We start from the raw sequence: 19007 nt of genomic DNA on the forward strand, positions 1-19007 counted from the left end.
CTCACCCGCGGGTTTCCCGGTGCCGGATCTCGGTGTCGGGACCCGGCGAGCACACACCCTCGTGGCCGTCCTCGAAGCGGACGCGGTACGGCGGGTTGCCCTCCCGGCCCATCACTTCGACGATCTCGCCGACCTTGTCGTGCTGTCCGACCACCCTGCCGTGCTGGACGATCTGGTCGCCCACGGTTGCACGCATCTGTCGGGCCTCCTCACCAAGTCCGGGAGCAGCGGTCCGTGGCCCCGAGTCTACGGCGCGGGGGCCCGGTTGGAACCGGCGCGTGCGCGCCGCTCAGCTCCGCGCCCGCTGGGTGACGGCGATGCACACCAGCACCGCCGCGGCCGTCAGCGGGGCGGCCACCGTCAGGTGCTCGCCCAGCAGCAGCACCGACCACACCAGTGTGAGCAGCGGCTGGGCCAACTGCAACTGGCTGGCCCGGGGGATGCCGATGGCCGCCATGCCGCGGTACCAGAGGATCAGGCCGAGGAACTGCGAGCCTGCCGCCACCCACAGCAGCCCGGCCACGCTGTGCGCGGTCAGCCGGACCGGCTCGGACGCCAGGGCCACCGCGGCGGCGGGCACGGCGAGCGGCAGACACAGCACCAGGGCCCAGCCGATCACCTGCCAGCCCGGCATGACCCGGGCCAGCCGGCCGCCCTCGGTGTAGCCGGCCGCGCACACCAGCAGCGCGGCGAACAGATACAGGTCGGCGGACGTGAGGGCGCCGCCGCTCTGCTGCACGGTGAAGGCGGCCACCGCGGCCGCGCCCGCGAGCGCCGCCGCCCAGAAGGCGCGGGAGGGGCGGGTGCCGACCCGCAGCGCGGACAGGAGCGCGGTGGTCAGCGGGAGCAGGCCGACCACGACGGCGGCGTGCGCGGTGGTGGACGTCCGCAACGCCAGCGTGGTCAGCAGCGGGAAGCCCACGACCACCCCGGCGGCGACCACCGCGAGCCCCGGCCAGTGCCGGCGGCCGGGCGGCGGAACGCGCAGGACCAGCAGACACCCGCCCGCGATCAGGGCCGCGAGCACACTGCGCACGGCGACGAGCGTCCAGGGCCCGAATCCCTCCAGGCCCCAGGCGGTGGCGGGGAAGGTGAGGGAGAAGGCGACGACGCCGAGGCCGGCCAGCAGGGTGCCGGTGGCGGCGGGTCCGGCCGGGGTGGTGACCGCTATCCGGGTCGGTGCGGTAGCGCTACTCTGTGCTCTCATGCATGAGCGTAGCAGCGTCGGTGATCTGGTGGAACGGCTCCGAAGGGAGCTGGACCGCTACTCTCCTGGTGGAAAGCTGCCGTCGAGCCGGACCATCGTCGAGCGGTACCGGGTGAGCCCGGTGACCGTCTCGCGGGCCCTCGCGCAGCTGGCCGCCGAGGGCCTGGTCGTCACCCGGCCCGGCGCCGGCGCCTTCCGCGCCCCGGCGCGGACCTCCGTCGCTACGGCCGGGGACACCTCCTGGCAGGAGGTGGCACTGAGCGCGGACGGCGCCGCCGACCTCGTACCGCGGTCGGTGGACGCGTCCGGCGTCCTGGTCTCGCTGGCCGCTCCGCCGCCCGGCGTGATCGAGTTCAACGGCGGCTATCTGCACCCCTCGCTGCAACCGGAGCGGGCGATGTCGGCGGCCCTGGCCCGCGCGGGACGCCGGCCCGGCGCGTGGGGACGGCCGCCCACGGAAGGGCTGCCGGAGCTGCGGGAGTGGTTCGCGCGCGGCATCGGCGGGCCCGGCGGGAGCATCACCGCCGCGGAGGTGCTGATCACCTCGGGCGGCCAGTCCGCGCTGACCACCGCCCTGCGCGCACTCGCCCCGCCGGGCGCGCCGGTACTCGTCGAGTCGCCGACCTACCCGGGCATGCTGGCGATCGCACGGGCGGCGGGGCTTCGGCCCGTTCCGGTGCCGGTGGACGCCGACGGCGTACGGCCGGCCCTGCTCGCCGACGCGTTCCGGGCCACCGGGGCCCGCCTCTTCGTCTGCCAGCCGCTGTTCCAGAACCCGACCGGCGCGGTGCTCGCCCCCGAGCGGCGGGGCGAGGTGCTCGGCATCGCACGCGAGGCCGGCGCCTTCGTCGTCGAGGACGACTTCGTCCGGCGGCTCGTGCACGAGGACGCCGGACCGCTGCCGCGCCCGCTCGCCGCCGACGACCCCGACGGCGTCGTCGTCCACGTCGGCTCGCTCACCAAGGCGACCTCGCCGAGCTTCCGGGTCAGCGCGCTCGCCGCGCGCGGCCCGGTGCTGGAGCGGCTGCGCGCCATCCAGGTCGTCGACACCTTCTTCGTCCCCCGGCCGCTGCAGGAGGCGGCACTCGAACTGATCGGCTCGCCCGCCTGGCCCCGCCATCTGCGGGCCGTCTCGGCGGAGTTGAGGGCCCGGCGCGACGTCATGACGGCGGCCCTGCGGCTCCACCTCCCCGAACTCTCCCTCCCGCACATCCCCTCGGGCGGCTACCACCTCTGGCTCCGCCTGCCCGACAGCACCAGGGGCACCAGAGGCACCTCCCAGGCTCTCGGCTCGGGGGGAGAGCCCGCCCTGACGGCCGCCGCCCTGCGCGCGGGCGTCGCCGTCACCCCCGGTCGCCCGTACTTCAGCGCCGAACCCCCGGCCGGCCACGTCCGGTTGAGCTTCGCGGCGGTCGCGGGCGCGGGGGAGATCACGGAGGGGGTACGCAGACTCCGCGCGGCCTGTGACGAGGTGCTGTGACGCAGGGGCGCCGTGCCGCGGGGGGCCGGCGGCGCGGCCGCCAGCCGGGGATAATCGCTCGACGCGGTCGTCATGGGCCTGCGAACCTCCCCGCATGATCGACACCCCGAGCCTCGCCGAGGGCTACGAGATCTCCACCGACCCCGACCGCGTCGACGCCGAGCGGGTGCACCGGTGGCTGTCCACCGACGCGTACTGGGCGCTCGGGCGTCCGCGGGAGAAGCAGGACCGGGCGATCGAGGGGTCGCTCAACTTCGGGGTGTACGAGACGGTCTCGGGGGAGCAGGTGGCCTATGCCCGGGTCGTCACGGACCGGGCCACCTTCGCGTGGCTGTGTGACGTGTACGTCGACCGGTCGGTGCGGGGCAAGGGGATCGGTACCGCGTTGGCCGGGGCGGTGTGCGATCACCTGCGGCCGTACGGGCTGCGGCGGATCCTGCTCGCCACGCACGACGCCCACGGGGTGTACGACAGGCTCGGGTTCGCGCCGCTGGCGAAGCCGGACCAGTGGATGACGCTGGTCCTCTAGAAGGCTCACCAAGATCTTCATCGGCCTTCTAGCCGGCCCGCTCGGATAACTCCCCGGTAACACCTCTTGACCTGCGGACTTCCGCGTCTCACGATCGCCGCATGCAACTACGGGTCACGTTCGTCGCCGCCGCGCGCAGCTCCCCGCTGCTCGCCGAGCGCTTCGAGGACGACCGTCCGCTGGACCAGGCCGGCTGGGACGAGGTGCAGCGCGTCGCCCACGATCTGGTCCCGCTCGCGGCGGCCGAGCTGCGCTACTGCTCGCCGGCCCCGCGCAGCCGCGTCACCGGGGAGGCGCTCGGCTATGCGCCGCTCGTGCAACTGGCCCTGCGGGACTGTGACATGGGGCGCTGGCGCGGGCTGACCCTCGGTGAGGCGATGGCGCGCGAGCCGCAGGCCGTGGACACCTGGCTCACCGACCCGCGGGCCACCCCGCACGGCGGCGAGTCGCTATTGGACTTCGTCTCGCGGGTCGGGAACTGGCTCGACACCCGGCCCGTCGAGGACGGCGGCCGGATCGTCGCCGTGGCCGAACCCTCGGTGATCCGCGCCGCTCTCGTGCACGTCCTCGGCGCGCCGCCCTCGACCTACTGGAACATCGACGTCCGGCCCCTGTCGGCGGCCGTCGTCACGGGCCGGGCCGGGCGCTGGAGCCTCCGCTTCGACGGCGGGACCGCTCAGCCGCCGCGGACGTAGTCGGTGGTCAGCACGAGGTCCTTGGCGGGGCCGCGCACCCGCCACACGGTCCGCCAGTGGTCCCGGTCGCGGACGGTGAACTCGCCCCGGTAGAGGTCGGCCGCGCAGGGGTGGCCGGCGACGTGGTGCCCGCGGGCCAGGTCGAGGTCGTGGAAGGGACGGCCGTCGGCGAACCGCACCTCCGCCCTGCTGGGCCGGTCGCTCGCCAGGAAGCGCAGAGTCCGCTCGGCGGGACGGGGAACGCCCTGCCAGACGAACGTGCCGGACTCGTGGTGCAGCAACCCGTCCTCCTCCAGCGGGCCGAAAGTCGTCGTACCGGTGAAGCGGCCCTCGTCGCCGCTCGCCAGGTCCCGCACCGACCGCCGCACCCGCCAGCTCCCGGACAGGTACGCCAGTACGTCCGCTACTGGCCAGAACTCGCCCATCCCGCTCCGCTCCCCGTCCCGTCCGTTGTTGCGCGACCCATTGACGCGTCCCCGCCCCCTCCCTATCTTGCCGTTCGAAGTGCTGATCATCGTCTGATATTTCGAACAGTCGCACCTCCCTTCCTTTTCGAGCCGCGGAGTATCCATGTCACGCACCCGCTCCCGCTGGAGACTCGGTCTCACGGCCACCGCCTTCCTGGCGGCGGCCGGCCTCGTCCCGGCACCCGCCCACGCCGAGGACGTCACCGACTACGCGATCACCGTCGATCCCACCGCCCGGGGCGCGAAGATCGACGACACGATGTACGGCGTCTTCTTCGAGGACATCAACCGGGCAGCGGACGGCGGTCTGTACGCCGAGCTCGTGCAGAACCGGTCCTTCGAGTACTCCACCGCCGACAACGCCTCGTACACGCCCCTCACCTCGTGGTCGGTCGAGGGCACCGCGCAGGTCGTGGACGACGCCGGCCGGCTCAACGACCGCAACCGCAACTACCTCTCCGTGGCGGCCGGTTCGTCCGTCACCAACGCCGGCTACAACACCGGCGTCCACGTGGACGAGGGCAAGAAGTACGACTTCTCGGTATGGGCCCGCGCCGCCGGCGGCACCGCCCTCACCGTCACCCTCCAGGACGCCGACGGCACCCTGGCCACCGCCCGCCGGGTGGCCGTGCGCAAGAGCGGCTGGGCCAAGTACACCGCCACCCTCACCGCGACCCGCACCAGCTCCGCCGGCCGCCTCACCGTCGCCTCCTCGGCCGGCGCGGCGCTGGACATGGTGTCCCTCTTCCCGCGCGACACCTACAAGCACCAGCCGAACGGCCTGCGCAAGGACCTGGCCGAGAAGGTCGCCGCGCTGCACCCGGGCTTCCTGCGCTTCCCCGGCGGCTGCCTGGTCAACACCGGCTCGATGGAGGACTACAGCGAGGCCTCCGGCTACCAGCGCAAGCGCGCCTACCAGTGGAAGGACACCATCGGGCCGGTGGAGGAGCGCGCCACCAACGCCAACTTCTGGGGCTACAACCAGAGTTACGGCCTCGGCTACTACGAGTACTTCCGCTTCGCCGAGGACGTCGGCGCGATGCCGCTGCCCGTGGTGCCGGCCCTGGTGACCGGCTGCGGCCAGAACAAGGCCACCGACGACGAGGCGCTGCTCAAGCGGCACATCCAGGACGCCCTCGACCTCATCGAGTTCGCCAACGGACCGGCGACCTCGACCTGGGGCAAGAAGCGCGCCGAGATGGGGCACCCCAAGCCCTTCCGCCTCACCCACATCGGGGTCGGCAACGAGGAGAACCTCCCCGTCGAGTTCATGGCCCGGTTCAAGCAGTTCCGCGCCGCCATCGAGGCGAAGTACCCGGACATCACGGTCGTCTCCAACTCGGGGCCGGACGACACCGGTGCGACCTTCGACACGGCCTGGCAGCTCAACCGGGACGCGGACGTCGCCATGGTCGACGAGCACTACTACAACAGCCCGCAGTGGTTCCTGCAGAACAACGACCGCTACGACTCCTACGACCGCGGCGGCCCGAAGGTCTTCCTCGGCGAGTACGCCTCCCAGGGCAACGCCTTCAAGAACGGCCTCGCCGAAGCCGCGTTCATGACCGGCCTGGAGCGCAACGCGGACATCGTCAAACTCGCCTCGTACGCCCCGCTGCTCGCCAACGAGGACTACGTGCAGTGGAGCCCGGACATGGTGTGGTTCAACAACCACGCCTCCTGGAACTCCGCCAACTACGAGGTCCAGAAGCTGTTCATGACCAACGTCGGCGACCGGGTGGTGCCCTCCGAGGCCACCGGCACACCGTCGCTGCTGGGTCCGATCACCGGCGCCGTGGGGCTGTCGACGTGGGCGACGACGGCGGCGTACGACGACGTGACGGTGACGGGCGCGGACGGTACGCCCCTGTTCGGCGACGACTTCGGCGGTGACGCCTCGCGGTGGACCCACTCCGGGGGTGGCAGCTGGAGCGTCCAGGACGGGCAGTACGTGCAGACCGACGTGGCCGCCGAGAACACCATGGTCTCGGCCGGCGACCCGTCCTGGCACGACTACGACCTGCACGTGAAGGCCACCAAGAAGTCCGGCAAGGAGGGCTTCCTCGTCGCCTTCGGGGTGAAGGACACCGGCAACTACTACTGGTGGAACCTCGGCGGCTGGAACAACACCCAGTCCGCCGTCGAGCAGGCCGTGGACGGCGGCAAGTCGACGCTGATCTCCAAGGCCGGGTCGATCGAGACGGGCCGCGCCTACGACATCGACATCAAGGTGCGGGGCCGGCAGGTCACCCTCCTCCTCGACGGCCAGGAGTGGGGCAGCTTCACCGACGACAGGCCGGCCGAGCCGTTCCGGCAGGTCGTCACCGAGGACAAGAAGACCGGTGACCTGATCGTCAAGGTCGTCAACGCCCAGTCCTCGGCGGCCCGCACGGCGATCGACCTGGGCGGCGCGAAGGTCGCGTCCACGGCGAAGGTCACCACCCTGGCCGCCGCCCCGGACGCGGTGAACACGGAGACCGCGACGGCGGTGGCACCGGTGTCGTCCACCGTCCGGGGAGTCGCCGCCGAGTTCACGTACACGTTCCCGGCGAACTCGGTCACCTTCCTGCGGATCAAGCAGAGGTAGCCCCCGGCGTGGGCCGCTGTCCCCGGTGGCGGCGGCCCACGCGCGCGTGTCCTCGCCTGCGGGCCCGGTCGCCGCAGGCCTCCTGCGTACGGTCATGAAGAGGGCCGGGCGAGGGTAGGAAGATCATGGCCCCGATGAACGAGATTGCATAAACGTGCAGCGAAACGTATAGTCATGCCATCACGAGGAGGATGGATTCCATGGCGGTACGTGCGGCAGTGGCCGGAGCGAGCGGATACGCGGGCGGGGAACTCCTGCGGCTGCTCCTGGCGCACCCCGAGGTCGAGATCGGTGCCCTGACCGGCAACTCCAACGCGGGTCAGCGGCTCGGCGCGCTCCAGCCGCACCTGCTGCCGCTGGCCGGCCGGGTGCTCGAGGAGACCACCGCCGACGTCCTCGCCGGACACGACGTCGTCTTCCTCGCACTGCCGCACGGACAGTCCGCCGCCGTCGCCGAGCAGCTCGGCCCGGACGTCCTCGTCGTCGACATGGGCGCCGACTTCCGGCTCAAGGACCCGGCCGACTGGGAGACCTTCTACGGCTCCCCGCACGCCGGCACCTGGCCCTACGGCCTGCCCGAACTTCCGGGTGGCCGCGCCGCGCTGGAGGGGTCCAGGCGGGTCGCGGTGCCCGGCTGCTACCCGACCGCCGTCTCGCTCGCCCTCTTCCCGGCGTACGCCGCCGGACTCGCCGAGGCGGAGGCCGTGATCGTCGCCGCGTCCGGCACCTCCGGCGCGGGCAAGGCCCCCAAGCCGCACCTGCTGGGCAGCGAGGTCATGGGCTCCATGTCGCCGTACGGCGTCGGCGGCGGGCACCGGCACACACCCGAGATGATCCAGAACCTCAGCGGAGCCGCCGGCGAGCGCGTGAGCGTCTCCTTCACGCCCACCCTCGCGCCGATGCCCCGGGGCATCCTCGCCACCTGCACCGCCAAGGCGCGCCCCGGCGTCACCGCCGAGAGCGTGCGCGCCGCCTACGAAAAGGCCTTCGCCGACGAGCCCTTCGTGCACCTGCTGCCCGAGGGCCAGTGGCCGGCCACGGCGTCCGTCCACGGTTCCAACGCCGTTCAGGTGCAGGTCGCGTACGACGCCGCCGCGGGCCGCATCATCGCGATCAGCGCCATCGACAACCTGACCAAGGGCACCGCGGGCGGTGCCGTCCAGAGCATGAACATCGCGCTCGGACTGCCCGAGGAGCTCGGTCTGTCCACGATCGGAGTCGCACCGTGAGCGACGCACGTGCGGCCACCGGGCCGCGGACGACGACGAAAGCCGCACCGCTGCGCCGCACGGGCGCAGAAGCGAACGAGGAGATGCAGTGAGCGTCACGGCAGCCAAGGGATTCCAGGCCGCGGGCATCGCCGCCGGGATCAAGGAGAACGGCAACCCGGACCTGGCCCTCGTGGTCAACACCGGCCCCCGCCGTGCCGCCGCCGGCGTCTTCACCTCCAACCGCGTCAAGGCCGCGCCGGTCCTGTGGTCCGAGCAGGTCCTCAAGAGCGGCCAGGTGACCGCCGTGATCCTCAACTCCGGGGGCGCCAACGCCTGTACGGGACCCAAGGGCTTCCAGGACACCCACGCCACCGCCGAGAAGGCGGCGCAGGTGCTGGGCCTCGGCGCCGGAGAGGTCGCCGTCGCCTCCACCGGACTGATCGGCATCCTGCTCCCGATGGACAAGGTGCTGCCCGGCGTCGAGAAGGCGGCCGGGGCGCTGAGCGAGCACGGCGGCGAGAAGGCCGCCATCGCCATCAAGACCACCGACACCGTCCACAAGACGTCCGTGGTGACCCGGGGCGGCTGGACCGTCGGCGGCATGGCCAAGGGCGCGGGCATGCTCGCCCCGGGCCTCGCCACCATGCTCGTCGTCCTCACCACCGACGCCGACGTCGACAGCGCCACCCTGGGCAGCGCCCTGCGCGCCGCCACCAGGGTCACCTTCGACCGCGTCGACTCCGACGGCTGCATGTCCACCAACGACACCGTGCTGCTGCTGGCCTCCGGCGCCTGCGGGGTCACCCCGCCGTACGAGGAGTTCGCCGAGGCCGTCCGGCAGGTCTGCGACGACCTCGGGCAGCAGCTGATCCGGGACGCCGAGGGCGCCGGCAAGGACATCAAGGTCGAGGTGATCAACGCCGCGACCGAGGACGACGCCGTCGAGGTGGGCCGCTCCATCGCCCGCAACAACCTCCTCAAGTGCGCCATCCACGGCGAGGACCCCAACTGGGGCCGGGTGCTCTCGGCGATCGGCACCACCCGGGCCGCCTTCGAACCGGACCGGCTGAACGTCGCCATCAACGGCGTCTGGGTCTGCAAGAACGGCAGTGTCGGCGAGGACCGCGACAAGGTCGACATGCGCTACCGCGAGGTGCACATCGTCGCCGACCTCGCGGCAGGACCGGAGACCGCCACGATCTGGACCAACGACCTGACCGCCGACTACGTCCACGAGAACAGCGCCTACTCCTCATGAGCACCACGCGGAAACACACCGCCCTGCCCAAGGCCCAGATCCTCATCGAGGCGCTGCCCTGGCTGGTCCGGCACAACGGCAAGACGGTCGTCATCAAGTTCGGCGGCAACGCCATGATCGACGAGGACCTCAAGGCCGCGTTCGCCCAGGACGTCGTCTTCCTGCACCAGGCCGGCCTCAAGCCCGTCGTCGTGCACGGCGGCGGCCCGCAGATCAGCGCCGCCCTCGACAAGCACGGCATCGTCAGCGAGTTCAAGGCGGGCCTGCGCGTCACCACCGAGGACGCCATGGACGTCGTACGGATGGTGCTGGCCGGACAGGTCCAGCGCGAGCTGGTCGGCCTGCTCAACCGGCACGGCCCGCTGGCCGTCGGGCTGACCGGCGAGGACGCCCACACCCTCACCGCCGTCAAGCACCAGCCCGAGATCGACGGGGAGCTGGTCGACATCGGGCGGGTGGGCGAGATCACCGACATCGACACGGGCGCGATCGAGGCGCTGCTGGCGGACGGCCGTATCCCGGTCATCTCGTCGATCGCCCGGAGCCAGGACGACCACCATGTCTACAACGTCAATGCTGATACGGCGGCTGCGGCACTCGCTGCTGCGCTGGGCGCCGAGACCCTCATGGTCCTCACGGACGTCGAGGGCCTCTACGAGGACTGGCCGAGCAGCGACGAGGTGATCAGCCGCCTCACCGCCTCCCAGCTGGAGAAGCTGCTGCCGGACCTGAGCTCCGGCATGGTGCCGAAGATGGAGGGCTGTCTGCACGCCGTGCGCAACGGCGTCACCACCGCCCGCGTCATCGACGGCCGGGTCCAGCACTCGATCCTGCTGGAGATCTTCACCGACGAGGGCATCGGCACGATGGTCGTGCCGGACGCGACCAACGAGGGGGACTCATGACCGGGAACGCCGAGCTCACCCAGCGGTGGCAGGGCGCGCTGATGAACAACTACGGCACGCCGCGGCTGCCCCTCGTGCGTGGCGAGGGCACCAGGCTGTGGGACGCCGACGGCAAGCAGTACCTCGACTTCGTCGGCGGCATCGCGGTCAACGCGCTCGGCCACGCCCACCCGGCGGTCGTCGAGGCCGTCAGCGGGCAGATCGCCTCCCTCGGGCACGTCTCCAACCTGTTCATCGCCGAGCCGCCCGTCGCGCTCGCCGAGCGGCTCCTCGAACACTTCGGCCGCGACGGCAAGGTGTACTTCTGCAACTCGGGCGCCGAGGCCAACGAGGGCGCGTTCAAGATCGGCCGGCTGACCGGGCGGGGCCACATGGTCGCCACCGACGGCGGCTTCCACGGCCGGACCATGGGCGCCCTCGCCCTGACCGGCCAGCCGGGCAAGCGGGACCCCTTCCTGCCGCTGCCCGGTGACGTGACCCACGTGCCGTACGGCGACCCGCAGGCGCTGGCCGCCGCGGTCACCGAGGACACCGCGCTCGTCATCATCGAGCCGGTCCAGGGCGAGAACGGGGTGGTGGTGCCCCCGGCCGGTTACCTCAAGGCGGCCCGCGCGATCACGGCGGCGACCGGCTCGCTGCTGGTGCTGGACGAGGTGCAGACCGGGATCGGCCGGACCGGGCACTGGTTCGAGTACCAGGCCCACGAGGGCGTCCTGCCGGACGTCGTCACCCTGGCCAAGGGACTCGGCGGCGGCCTGCCGCTCGGCGCCACCGTCGCCTTCGGCCGGGCCGCGGAACTGCTGGGACCGGGCCACCACGGCACGACCTTCGGCGGCAACCCGGTCGCCTGCGCCGCCGGACTCGCCGTCCTCGACACCATCGCGGCCGAGGGGCTGCTGCAGAACGTGAAGCGGCAGAGCGAGAAGCTGCGCGACGGGATCGAGGCGCTGGGCCATCCGGCGATCGACCACGTCCGGGGTGCCGGCCTCCTCCTGGGTATCGTGCTCACCGAGCCGCTCGCGCCGAAGGTGCAGCAGGCGGCTCAGGACGCCGGGTTCCTGGTGAACGCGCCCGCCCCCGAGGTCGTACGGCTCATGCCGCCGCTGAACCTCCGCGACGACGAGGCGGACGCGCTGCTCCAGGCGCTGCCCGGCATCCTGGACGTGGCCAAGGGGGACGGATGACCCGGGGAATGAGACGACGATGAGCCAGGCGCAGGATCACGAGCAGACCGCCGGGCCTGCCGTGCCGCAGACCCGCACCGCGCGGCACCGCCGGATCGTGGACATCCTCAACCGGCAACCGGTGCGCAGCCAGAGCCAGTTGGCGAAGCTCCTCGCGGACGACGGGCTGAGCGTCACCCAGGCGACGCTCTCCCGGGACCTGGACGAGCTGAACGCGGTGAAGATCCGCAACACCGACGGCGACCTGATCTACGCGGTGCCGAGCGAGGGGGGCTTCCGGACGCCCCGGGCGCCGCTGGGCGGGTCGGCGAAGGAGGAGCGGATGCGGCGGCTGTCCGCGGAGCTGCTGATCTCCGCGGAGGTCTCGGCGAACCTCGTGGTCCTGCGCACACCGCCGGGAGCGGCCCAGTTCCTGGCCTCGGCGATCGACCAGGCCGAGCTGCACGACATCCTGGGGACCATCGCGGGCGACGACACGCTGCTGCTGATCAGCCGGGATCCCTCGGGCGGACAGGCGTTGGCCGATCACTTGCTGAGGCTGGCGCAGAGCGGCCACTGAGGGGTGGGGCGACGGAAGGGCGCCGGGCGCGGGTGAGGGGCGGCGTGCGGCCCCGGTTCCCCGCGCCCCTGGCGGCAGGTCCCGTCCCGCTCAGCCGAGCCGGGCAGCCAAGCCTTTCGTGCAGCGGACCTCGTCGCCCGCCGTGATCAGCAGGGCCTCCACGTCCGGCAGGGACTCCAGCCAGCCGAGGGCCTGCCGTGAGCCCATCGCGAACGCCGCGGTGGCCCAGCAGTCCGCCCAGGTCAGATGCGGTGCCACGACGGTGACGGCCACCAGGTCGGTCACCGCGGAGCGGCCCGTGCGGGGGTCGACGATGTGGGTGCCGCGCTCGGCCGTACCGGAGGTGGCGACGGCCAGTTCGGCCGCGCCCGCCGCCGAGATCACCGCCGCCAGCCCGCCCGGACGCAACGGGTCCGAGACACCGACCCGCCACGGCCTGGCCGGACCGGGTACGCCCAACAGCTGTACGTCGCCGCCGCCGTTGACGCTGACGCCGCTCACCCCGGCGGCCTCCGCCATCCGCCGTGCCGCCCGCTCCGCGGCCCAGCCCTTGACGATGCCGGTCGGGTCGAGTTGGCCCTCGTAGCGCATGCTGAACCAGCCGTCGCTCGCCCGTTCCGCCTCGGCGCCCAGTCCGAGCACCTCGGCGACCAGCGGGTCGCACTCCTCGACGGTCAGCTCGCCGCGGGCCAGCCGGGACACCTGACTGTCGTCGCGGTAGGTGGTGAACACCTCGTTGACCCGGTGCAGCCCGGCGACCGCCTCCCTCAGCGCGGTCCCTACGGCATCGGGATCCCCGCCGCGGACGTCGAAGGAGAAGACCGTCCCCATGACCTCCTCCGCATGACGTACCGCGGCGGGAGCCTGTGCCGATTCGGCCACCGTGTCAGCCACCGGCCTGGTCCAGCGCCGACTGGAGGGACTGCCGGTAGCCGGCGCTGGTGTACGTGGCGCCGGAGACCGCGTCGATGTCCGCGCTGCCGGCGGCCACGGCCGCCTGGTTGAGCTTGGGCACCGCGTTGGCGGTGATCTGGTCGCTCTGGCCGCCCTTGGGGGCCTGGACCGTCTCCGCCTTGGTGATCTTGCCGCCGGCGACCGTGATCCGGACCTGGACGGCGCCGTACTGCGTCTGGGCCGCGTCCCCGGTGACGGTCTTGGCCGCCTGCGCGCCGTCCGAGCCCGACTCCGCGCCCTGGCCCGGTGCCGGGGACCCCGCGGACCCCGCCTCCGCCGAGACGTCCGCCTTGTCGATGGCCGACTGGAGGGACTGCCGGTAGCCGGTGCTGGTGTACGTCGCCCCGGACACCGTGTCGATCTCGGCGCTCTGCGCGGCCACGGCCGCCTGGTTGAGCTTGGGCACCGCGCTGGCGGTGATCTGGTCGCTCTGGCCGCCCTTGGGGGCCTGGACGGTCTCGGCCTTGGTGATCTTGCCGCCGGCGACCGTGATCCGGACCTGGACGGCGCCGTACTGGGTCTTGGCCGCGTCCCCGGTGACCGTGCGGGCCTGGGCGCTGCCCGAGTCCTCGGATCCCCCTGCCGCTGCCGAGGCGTTCGCCTTGTCGATGGCCGACTGGAGGGACTGCTGGTAGCCGGTGCTGGTGTACGTCGCCCCGGACACCGTGTCGATGTCCGGACTCTGCGTGGCGACCACCGCCTGGTTGAGCCTGGGTACGGCGTTGGCGGTGATCTGGTCGCTCTGGCCGCCCTTGGGGGCCTGGACCGTCTCGGCCTTGGTGATCTTGTTGGCGCTGACCGTGATCCGGACCTGGACGGCGCCGTACTGGGTCTTGGCCGCGTCCCCGGTGAACGTGCCGGACGCGGTGGCCTGGGCACCGCCCTGGGCCGACTCCTGTCCCGCCGCCGGCGGGGACGCCGCGCCGCCCGCCGCCGCGGCCGGGTCGGACGACGGCTTCAGCGACAGCAGCAGCACGACACCGGACACGGTGGCGGCGCTCGCGAGAACGACACGTCGGACGGGGTGACTCTTCCTCATCGCTTCAACAGCTCCTGAAATCCCGTCGCTCACATCTCGAACGACTCGTGATGGATGCGGCGGGCGGGCACACCCGCGCCGCGCAGTGCTTCGTAGACGGACTGCGCGAACCCGGGAGGCCCGCACAGGAACACGTCGTGGTCCTCGATGTCCGGCAGCTTCTGCCGCAGCCGCTCCGCCGAGATGTCGGGGCGTTCCCCGTCCGGGCTGTTGACCGCGTACATCAGCCGGGCTCCCCGCTCGTCGGCGATCACGGCCAGCTCGTCCCACAGCGCCAGGTCCTGGGTGCTGTTGGCCCGGTAGAGCAGGGTGATGTCGCCGGCCGCGCCGGGCAGCGTCTCGAACAGGGCCCGCATCGGGGTGATCCCCACGCCGCCCGCCACCAGCAGCACCTTGCCGCGACTGCGCCGGGAGGCGGTCAGCGCACCGTACGGACCCTCGGCCCACACCCGGGTGCCGGGCGTCAGCTCACGCAGCCGCTCACTGTGGTCGCCGATCGCCTTCACCGTGATCCGCAGCATGCCGGGGCGCGGCGCCGCCGACAGCGAGTACGGGTGCGAGCTGAACCGCATGCCCGGTGCCAGGAACCGCCAGCGGAAGAACTGGCCCGCCTCCGCGCCCATCCGGTGCAGCTTCCGCCCGCCGATCAGCACCGAGACGATGCCCGGCGTCTCCTCGATGACCGCCTCGACCCGCATCCGGTGCCGCAGGTTCAGCCGGATCGGGGTGAGGATCCGGTACCAGATCACCAGTGCCGTCACCGTGCAGTACAGCCCGTACCAGACCGTCTTCGCGGCGGGCTCGACGGCGAACTCGTTGCCCGTGGTGAGCTGGTGCCAGAACGTCAGGAACACCGCCGCGTACGTCAGCAGGTGCACGTGGTACCAGGTGTCGTACGGGATCAGGCGGCGGACCGGGCCGATCGAGATCAGCCCGATGACGAACAGCAGGCCGGTGCCGATGGCGGCCTTGCCCATGTCGGGCAGCTGGTTGATGGAGTCCATGGTCTGCTGGACGATGTCGCCGAGGCCCTTGCCGGCCTGGAGGGCGTAGCCCCACATGATCAGGAAGACGTGCGCGACGGTCAGACAGAGTGTGTAACGGCCGCTCATCGCGTGCCAGCGCGCCACCCGGTCGGAACCCACCCGGCGCTCCAGCGCGGGAACCCGGGCCATCTGGAGCACCACGAGCGCCATCAGGTAGCCGGCGAGCAGGCCCGTGATCCGGCCCGCGTTGAGGATCTTTCCGTTGTTGTCGCTGATCGAGGGGGTGTTGGCCCACCACAGCCACAACACGCCGGCCGCGCCCGCCCACACGGCGAGCAGCAGCAGGGTCGCCGGTGAGCGGCGCGGGCGGATGCGGCGCATCGTCTGGCGGCGGGCGGCGCGGCCGCCTGCGAGCGTCGTGGTCACGGTTCCTCCGGGAGCGGGGCAAGGGGGGTGGCGTGGTCCCTTGGCCCACAGATACGTGCCGCGACGCCCGTGTGTTCAGCCGCCCGCCGAGTCCGGTGCACACGGGGGTGACTGGCGGTAACCCATCCCCGGCCCGCCCTTTCGGCCCGCCCCTTCGGTCCGCCCCGGCCTGCGCCCTCGTGCGCGGGACGCTTGGGACAAGGGGGGACGCGTGGGACGCGGACAGCACGGCGGCGACGGCGGCGGGGTCGAGCCGTTCGGGCTCGTCCCCACGACGCCGTCGCCGCCGGCCGGACCGTCAGCTCACCCCACGCTCACCGGCCCAGCGCTCACCGGCCCCACCACTCACCGGGCCGACGCTCACTCACCCAGCGGGTTGAGCAGGTCCGCGCGGCCCTCGAAGGCGTGGAGCATCAGGTCGGTCATCTCGAACACGTCCTTGGCGTTCCGCTCCGCGACCGGGCTCAGGAAGGGCCGCCAGAACGGATCCCGGACGATGGAGTGCCGGCTGCCCTCCATCGCGCGGTGGAACACCTCGGCGACGATGCGCCCGCCGACACCGGTCAGCCGCCCGCCGCCGTTCACCTCGGCCTCGCGCAGGATGTAGAACCACAGCGGGCAGCTCTCGGCGAGCTTCTTCCGCAGCCCCTCGCCGAGCCGTGTGCCGCCGCTGGTCTCGAAGTCGGACGCGAGCAGCGGTTTCACCCCGAGGTGCCGGGCCATCTGCTGGCCGGTCGCCAGGCTGATCATGTTGGCCCGGGTGAGGTTGCGGAAGGCCAGGTTCAGCTCGACCGGATCGGGAGCGGGCCCGCCCCGGCCGCCGAAGGAGCCGAGCGGCAGATCGGCCAGCGGATTGACCAGCTGGGTGTCGATCCGCTGGGCGAGGTTGAACTGCTCGGCCGGCACGCCCAGGTCGTCCCGGCCCGCCTCACGGAAGTCGAACAGGCGCCGGAAGTCGGCGATCCAGTTGGTGGGCAGCCGCTCGAAGGTGCCCGCCTCGGGGTCGGTGACATCGGCGGGCGGCGGAGAGAGGATGCCGCTGGTGCCGGTGAAGCGGAAGAGCAGTCCCAGTGTGCCGGCGCCGTTGTCGAAGACCCGGTTCCAGTTGTAGGCGCCGCGCACCATGCTGTGGCCCAGCCGGTAGGCGGCCACGGAGAACTCGACCGGCATGGTCGGGTGGTCGTTCTCCCCCGGGGCCGGCTCGAAGTACCTCCGGCCCTGGGTGAACACCTCGTCGACGACGCCGGGGTCGACGATCCGCGGCAGGAAGTCGTGGCGCAGCATCCACTGGTAGTGCTTGACCACCGTCTCGCGTGCCGTCTCGAACAGGACCGCGCTCGAGACGCCCTTGTCGATCAGGTCGGTCACGACCCGGTTGTGGAACCGGATGAAGGCGCAGTGGACCTGGGCGACGATCAGGTTCTCGTCGTTGCGCGGATCCGGGATCAGCGGCCTGCGCCGCTCGGAGACCAGTGAGCCGACGCCCGCCCGGGGCAGGTCGAAACCACCGAGGGGCAGGCCGACGATGTGGTCGCCGTCGGGATCGGGCAGTCCTTGCGTCGTGCCGGTGCGCAGCCGCAGACCGTCGTCCTCGTAGAACCGGCGGTCGAAGCGGTGGTCCGGGCCGAGGCCGTAGAGGCTGTCGAGGTCCAGCGCCGGAGAACGGCCCTGGAGGAGCTGGCGGACCGTGACCTCGTCCTCCAGGTGCACCGCCGTGGCGTCCAGGGTCAGGTCGTGGTCCACGAACTGGCCGAGGTAGGTGAAGCCCGCCGGCACCGCCGGGTTGTTCGCGTCGGGCTGCGGACCGGCCGCGGTCATCGCCTCGGCGAGTTCCTTGCGGGCGGCCCGGTCGAGCAGCTGGTCCGGCCCGGCCTTCGGGCCCAGCCGGGAGAACTGGAACTTGCGCAGGGCCGCGACGGTCGACCCCGCCGACGGCCGCGCCGGCCCTTCCTGCCCCGGGTCGGCGAAGATGCCCTCGCCGACCACGAAGTACGAGGTGCGGACATGGCGTTTGCTCTGCGGTTCGTGTGTCGGTCGGAACATGAATCCCCCATGTGTTCGTCCGCTCAGGCTAGGCACACGCGAGCGGCGGACGGGAGAATTCCGGCAATATTCACACAAGGAGACTGTGTGTGTATAGATCAAATAAAAGCTGCTAAATCGGACGCAGTGGCAGAGGTAGTCCCGGCAGTCCGTCCAGGCTCGTGGCGATGTGCTCCTTCTTGGCGAAGTACTCGCTGAGCGAGGCGTCGTCCTCCCGGGCGAAGCGCTTGGCGTGCAGCTCGCGGTCCGCGTCGTACGACATGTACGGCACCGCGAACCCGCAGGAGTCCCGGATGAGTTCGGCCCGGACGACGATGACGGCACGCAGTCCGTGCGCGGTCGCGTCGATGTCGGGGAAGCGGGCGAGCAGCTCGGCAAAGCGCGGGTCGTCCCGGAAGACCGGCTCGCCGCGGCCGTGCACGCGCACGATGTTCGGCGGGCCCTGGAAGGCGCACCACATGAGGGTGATCCGGCCGTTCTCGCGCAGGTGCGCGACCGTCTCCGCGGTGGAGCCGGCGAAGTCGAGGTAGGCCACGGTGAGTTCGTCGAGGATCACGAGCGAGCTCTTGAGGCCCTTGGGGGAGAGGTTGACCGTGCCGTCGCCCGACAGCGGGGCGGACGCGGTGAAGAAGAGGGGCTGCGCCTCGATGAACGTACGCAGCCTGCCGTCGATGCGCTCGTAGGTCTTTCCCATGTCAAGGGATTATGGCCGCCCGGTATTTCGTCTGTCTAAGGATTTCCGGCGTCAACGTTCCCGGAGTTCGCCCGGGACACTCCGGGACGTCCGTGGCCGCCCCGGCCGGCGCTCACACGGGGCGGCCACAGCGCCTGTCACGTCACTCGGTGACCGTGCAGGCGGCCAGGGAGTCCAGACCCTGGGGCTTCTCGGCGGTGCGGCCGATGGCGGTGGCGATGCGGTTGACGGTGGCGATCCGCTTGTCCTCCAGCGGGCCGAGGATGGCGTTCTGGACGAAGTTGGGTCCGCCCTGGCCGACCGTGTCCACGATCCGCTGGTTGGCCTCCGCGATCTGCGTCTGGAGAAGGGCCAGGTTGCGGTCCACCTCGGCCTGCGCGGAGGCGGGGATCGCGGGCAGCCGGGACGCGACGTCCGGGCAGCTGATGGTGCCGGGACCGGCCAGCGTCCGGGCGTTCGTGGTGCCGCTCTTCGACCCCGCCGGCTCCCCGGCGAGGGCGGAACCGGCGATGACGGCGCCGGTCAGTGCCACCGCGGCGGCGCCGCCGATCAGCGTGACGCGACGCTTGTTGTACTTCGGAAGAGCCCTGGACATGCGGATGCCTCACTCGGGTCGGGGGGGGGTCTCGTCGTGGACGAACGCGGCGCCTGCGTTCGGCGAGAGGTACGGGTAAGCGGTTTCCCGCGTTCAAAGGCCCGTCAGATTTTCTCTGCCGCGGCAGCAAAATTGACGAATCATGCAGACTCCTGCATACTCATGCATATCAGCGAACGCATTGTGAG

At 71.9% G+C, this 19007-nt stretch carries 17 protein-coding genes and 1 pseudogene; 9 read left to right on the forward strand and 9 right to left on the reverse strand.

Translation table 11 applies throughout. From position 1 onward, the window contains the following. Position 1: 1 nt before the first annotated feature. A complete protein-coding gene (locus ACWD0J_RS18060; RefSeq protein ID WP_451496789.1) occupies positions 2–196 on the reverse strand; it encodes a DUF1918 domain-containing protein in 195 nt (64 codons plus the stop codon). A gap of 93 nt (positions 197–289) precedes the next feature. Beyond that, positions 290–1207, reverse strand: coding sequence for a DMT family transporter (locus ACWD0J_RS18065; protein WP_451496790.1), 918 nt, complete (start codon positions 1205–1207; stop codon positions 290–292). Here ACWD0J_RS18065 and ACWD0J_RS18070 point away from each other — a divergent pair. The 3 genes from ACWD0J_RS18070 (at position 1206) to ACWD0J_RS18080 (ending at position 3911) form a co-directional block, all read left to right on the forward strand. Then, on the forward strand, positions 1206–2687 hold the full coding sequence (locus ACWD0J_RS18070) for an aminotransferase-like domain-containing protein (protein ID WP_451496791.1): 1482 nt from the start codon (positions 1206–1208) through the stop codon (positions 2685–2687). The two genes, ACWD0J_RS18065 and ACWD0J_RS18070, sit on opposite strands and share 2 nt — an antisense overlap. Before the next feature lie 94 nt (positions 2688–2781). Beyond that, positions 2782–3216 carry a GNAT family N-acetyltransferase gene (locus ACWD0J_RS18075; RefSeq protein ID WP_451496792.1) on the forward strand — a complete coding sequence of 145 codons (435 nt, stop codon included), beginning with the start codon at positions 2782–2784 and terminating at the stop codon, positions 3214–3216. A 101-nt stretch (positions 3217–3317) separates the two neighbouring features. Further along, positions 3318–3911: a histidine phosphatase family protein gene (locus ACWD0J_RS18080; RefSeq protein ID WP_451496793.1), complete on the forward strand. Its 594-nt coding sequence runs from the start codon at positions 3318–3320 to the stop codon at positions 3909–3911. Here the strand turns inward: ACWD0J_RS18080 and ACWD0J_RS18085 are convergent. Beyond that, complete coding sequence (locus ACWD0J_RS18085; protein WP_451496794.1) at positions 3893–4336, reverse strand: DUF6314 family protein; 444 nt, start codon at positions 4334–4336, stop codon at positions 3893–3895. The two genes, ACWD0J_RS18080 and ACWD0J_RS18085, sit on opposite strands and share 19 nt — an antisense overlap. A 145-nt stretch (positions 4337–4481) precedes the next feature. On the opposite strand from ACWD0J_RS18085, the gene ACWD0J_RS18090 reads away from it, so the two are divergent. The 6 genes from ACWD0J_RS18090 (at position 4482) to ACWD0J_RS18115 (ending at position 12082) form a co-directional block, all read left to right on the forward strand. Then, on the forward strand, positions 4482–6965 hold the full coding sequence (locus ACWD0J_RS18090) for an alpha-L-arabinofuranosidase C-terminal domain-containing protein (protein ID WP_451496795.1): 2484 nt from the start codon (positions 4482–4484) through the stop codon (positions 6963–6965). A gap of 200 nt (positions 6966–7165) precedes the next feature. After that, positions 7166–8194 carry an N-acetyl-gamma-glutamyl-phosphate reductase gene (gene argC / locus ACWD0J_RS18095; RefSeq protein ID WP_451496796.1) on the forward strand — a complete coding sequence of 343 codons (1029 nt, stop codon included), beginning with the start codon at positions 7166–7168 and terminating at the stop codon, positions 8192–8194. Between the two features lie 88 nt (positions 8195–8282). Continuing rightward, the gene (gene argJ, locus ACWD0J_RS18100; protein ID WP_451496797.1) at positions 8283–9434 is read left to right on the forward strand and encodes a bifunctional glutamate N-acetyltransferase/amino-acid acetyltransferase ArgJ; all 1152 of its coding nucleotides are present in this window, start codon (positions 8283–8285) and stop codon (positions 9432–9434) included. Further along, positions 9431–10339: an acetylglutamate kinase gene (gene argB / locus ACWD0J_RS18105; RefSeq protein ID WP_451496798.1), complete on the forward strand. Its 909-nt coding sequence runs from the start codon at positions 9431–9433 to the stop codon at positions 10337–10339. Before argJ ends, argB begins: the two co-directional genes overlap by 4 nt. Further along, complete coding sequence (locus ACWD0J_RS18110; protein ID WP_451496799.1) at positions 10336–11523, forward strand: acetylornithine transaminase; 1188 nt, start codon at positions 10336–10338, stop codon at positions 11521–11523. The genes argB and ACWD0J_RS18110 overlap by 4 nt, the downstream gene beginning before the upstream one ends. Before the next feature lie 19 nt (positions 11524–11542). Further along, complete coding sequence (locus ACWD0J_RS18115) at positions 11543–12082, forward strand: arginine repressor (RefSeq protein ID WP_451496800.1); 540 nt, start codon at positions 11543–11545, stop codon at positions 12080–12082. 90 nt (positions 12083–12172) lie between these two features. Here the strand turns inward: ACWD0J_RS18115 and ACWD0J_RS18120 are convergent, their stop codons facing one another. The 6 genes and pseudogenes from ACWD0J_RS18120 to ACWD0J_RS18145 all read right to left on the reverse strand — a co-directional run. Then, the gene (locus ACWD0J_RS18120) at positions 12173–12913 is read right to left on the reverse strand and encodes an FAD:protein FMN transferase (protein WP_451496840.1); all 741 of its coding nucleotides are present in this window, start codon (positions 12911–12913) and stop codon (positions 12173–12175) included. A gap of 55 nt (positions 12914–12968) precedes the next feature. Continuing rightward, a complete protein-coding gene (locus ACWD0J_RS18125; RefSeq protein WP_451496801.1) occupies positions 12969–14075 on the reverse strand; it encodes an FMN-binding protein in 1107 nt (368 codons plus the stop codon). Between the two features lie 29 nt (positions 14076–14104). Next, a complete protein-coding gene (locus ACWD0J_RS18130) occupies positions 14105–15487 on the reverse strand; it encodes a ferredoxin reductase family protein (protein WP_451496802.1) in 1383 nt (460 codons plus the stop codon). Positions 15488–15847: 360 nt separating this feature from the next. Beyond that, positions 15848–17530 (reverse strand): peroxidase family protein, encoded by a 1683-nt coding sequence (locus ACWD0J_RS18135; RefSeq protein ID WP_451496803.1) that lies wholly within the window; start codon positions 17528–17530, stop codon positions 15848–15850. A 112-nt stretch (positions 17531–17642) separates the two neighbouring features. Further along, positions 17643–18224, reverse strand: a complete 582-nt coding sequence (locus ACWD0J_RS18140) for a pyridoxamine 5'-phosphate oxidase family protein (protein WP_451496804.1) — start codon at positions 18222–18224, stop codon at positions 17643–17645. A 151-nt stretch (positions 18225–18375) separates the two neighbouring features. Continuing rightward, a pseudogene (locus ACWD0J_RS18145) lies at positions 18376–18819 on the reverse strand (hypothetical protein); the annotation flags it as partial. Positions 18820–19007 lie beyond the last annotated feature (188 nt).

This window comes from Streptomyces sp. NPDC003011 (genome assembly GCF_053591515.1).